General features: G+C 75.1%; 3 protein-coding genes. All 3 read right to left on the reverse strand.

Annotation, left to right across the window (positions count from 1 at the left end; translation table 11 throughout):
• Positions 1–318 (reverse strand): oxygenase MpaB family protein (locus ACZ6ZR_RS26975; protein WP_465646501.1); only part of this gene is annotated, 318 nt, incomplete at its 3' end.
• A 123-nt stretch (positions 319–441) separates the two neighbouring features.
• Positions 442–1,356 carry an NADP-dependent oxidoreductase gene (locus ACZ6ZR_RS26980; RefSeq protein ID WP_465646503.1) on the reverse strand — a complete coding sequence of 305 codons (915 nt, stop codon included), beginning with the start codon at positions 1,354–1,356 and terminating at the stop codon, positions 442–444.
• Between the two features lie 135 nt (positions 1,357–1,491).
• A complete protein-coding gene (manA, locus tag ACZ6ZR_RS26985; RefSeq protein WP_465646505.1) occupies positions 1,492–2,688 on the reverse strand; it encodes a mannose-6-phosphate isomerase, class I in 1,197 nt (398 codons plus the stop codon).
• Between the last annotated feature and the right edge of the window lie 232 nt (positions 2,689–2,920).

Here is a 2,920-nt window from a genome sequence, read left to right on the forward strand (position 1 = left end):
GGTGGTGGTGACGAAGCGGGCGGTGCGGTGCAGCCGGCCGGTCGGGTCGGCCCGGAAGTCGGAGTGGTGGTCCACCCCGGCCATCGCCAGCGGGTGCAGGGACTGGAGCAGCAGGGCGGCGAAGCCGCCGACCAGCATCCCGGCGGGGTGCGCGTGCACCTTCCAGACCACGCTGTCCGGCCCGAACAGGCCGGGGTCACCAGCCGGCCGGTCGTAGCGTTCGAGGTGCAGGTCGGAGCCGTGCACGGTGCTGTTGATCTGCGCCAGCAGCCGTCTCCGGAGCGCCTCCAGCAGGGCGGCCGGGCTCGCTGCGGTCATGGACTGCTCCCCCCGACGCCGGTCGTACCGTCACACGGTACCGACCCGCTCCTCCGAGGTCACCGGTGCCTGCTCCGCGGAAGGCCACCCAGGGCAGTTGACGGAGCCTCACCGGCGGCCCGGTCAGAAGGTGAGCACCACGGCGCCGCGCACCCCGTCCTCGGCCAGCCGGGCGTGGGCCTTCGCCGCCTCGGTGAACGGGACGGCGGTGTCCACCCGGACGGTGAGCGCGGCGGAGGCCACCAGCCCGGCCAGCTCGGCCAGTTGTGCCCCGTCCGGCACCACGTCGACGACGGTGAGCCGGGTGTCGGCGGGCAGGTCACTGGTCGGGCGGACGGCGACGAAGACCGCGCCGGGCAGCAGGTGGGGGAGCAGGGCCGGGCCGAGCAGGGCGGTGTCCAGCACCGCGTCCACGCCGTCCGGGGCCAGCAGGGCCAGCGAGGCCAGGTCGTCCCGGTCCACCCAGCGGGCGCCGTGCGCGGTGACGAAGTCGCGGTCGCCCGGGCCGGCCAGCGCCAGCACGTCCAGGCCCCGGGCGGTGGCCAGTTGGAGCGCCAGGCCGCCGAGATTGCCGGCGGCGCCGGTGATCAGCAGGGTCTGACCCTCCGTCAGCCGGGCGGCGTCCAGCGCCTGGACGGCGGTGAGGCCGTTCAGCGGGAGGGCGGCCGCCACGGTGGGGTCCACCCCGGCCGGGGCGGGGGCGACGGCGGAGGCGGGCAGCACCGCGTACTCGGCGTGCACGCCGTTGTGGGTGCGGAACCAGTGCGAGAGGCCGATCACCTCGTCGCCCGGGCGGAAGCCCTCTACCCCCTCGCCCAGCGCGTCCACCGTGCCCGCCAGGTCCCAGCCCAGCCGGTGCGAGGGCCGCGGCGGCAGGTAGGCGGCGACGGCGCCGGAGCGGACGGCCGCGTCGGCCGGGTGGACGGCGGCGGCCCGGCTACGGATCCGCAGCTCGCCGGGGGCCGGCTCGGGCAGCGGGGCCTCGGTGACCTCGACGTTCTCGGGTCCGCCGAAGGTGGAGACGGTGACTGCGCGCATGGGGGACTCCTCGTCCGGTGTTCGTGGTCTCGGTGACACGGACGAGTCTTCCGGCGCGCGGCCGGCGGTGGCAGAGGACGGTTCAGCCTGGGACCGGCGGTCCCAGGCTGAGCAGCGTCAGGGTGTGGCGGAGCGTCAGAGGGTGACGGTGGCGCGGAAGACGGTGGCGCCGTTGCCCGTGAGGGTGGCCTCGGTGCCGTCGGCGGGGAGGAACGCGGACTCGCCGGTGGCGAGCGGGAGTTCGGAGCCGTCGGCGGCGGTCAGCAGGGCGGTGCCCTCGGTGCAGAGCAGGATCTGCGGGGCCCGGCCGGACAGCGTGCGGGGGGTGCCGGTGAGCTGGTAGCGGGAGAGCCGGAACTCGTCGATCGGCACCGGGTAGAGCTGCTCGCCGGAGGCGTCGGCGGCGGGCCGCAGCACCTCGGGGCGGGAGGCGGTGAACTCGACCACCTTGAGCAGCTCGGGGACGTCCACGTGCTTGGGGGTGAGGCCGCAGCGCAGCACGTTGTCCGAGTTGGCCATGATCTCGACGCCGGTCCCGCGCAGGTAGGCGTGGACCAGGCCGGCGCCCAGGTAGAGCGCCTCGCCGGGCTGGAGCCGGATGAAGTTGAGCAGCAGGGCCGCGATCAGCCCGGTGTCGCCGGGGAACTCCCGGGCGGCGTAGGCGTATCCGCCGAACTGGCCGGTCGGGTCCTCGCCCGCGGCGGCCCGCTCCACGGCGGCGGCGGTGGCCGCCACGGTGCGTTCGGCGGTCTCGCCGGTCATCGACAGGACGGTGGCCAGCGCGGCGCTGAGCGCCTCCGACTCCGGCTTGCCGCGCAGCAGTTCGACCAGCGGGGCCAGCTCGGGGACGTCCAGCGACTCCATCAGCGCGGCCGCCTCGGCCGGCGGGCGGAAGCCGCACAGGCCCTCGAACTCGTCCAGCGCGCAGATGAGTTCGGGCTTGTGGTTGGCGTCCTTGTAGTTGCGGTGCGGCGCCTCCAGCGGTACGCCGCGGGCCTCCTCGTCGGCGAAGCCGGCCTTGGCCTGCTCCAGCGTCGGGTGGGCCTGGATGGAGAGCGGCAGCCCGGCGGCCAGCACCTTGAGCAGGAAGGGCAGCGCGGGGCCGAACTTGGCCACCGCCGCGGCCCCCAGCTCGGCCTCCGGAGCGGCCTCGATCAGCTCGTTCAGCGCGGCCGGGCCCTCGCCGCGGTCCACCCGGGAGGAGTCGCCCGGGTGGGCGCCCATCCAGAGCTCGGCCTGCGGTGCACCGGTGGCCGGGACACCCAGCAACGCGGGAATCGCGTGGACGGATCCCCAGGCGTAGGGGCGGACGGTGTTGGTGAGCCGGTCCATGAGCTGTCGTCCTGTCTGGTGCCGAGTGCGCGGTGACGGCCGGCGGTGCCGAGTGCGCAGTGAGGTGAAGACCCTAACCGACCGCCCGTACCGGCCGGAGAACGGCGGGACACGGGCGGTCGGTCCGGTGGTGTCAGGGTGTCAGGCGCGGACGATGCCCAGGACGGTGTCGCGGATCTGGGTCATGGTCGGCTCGTCCTTGGCCTCGACGTTCAGGCGCAGCAGCGGTTCG

The organism is Kitasatospora sp. NPDC088742 (genome assembly GCF_055584905.1).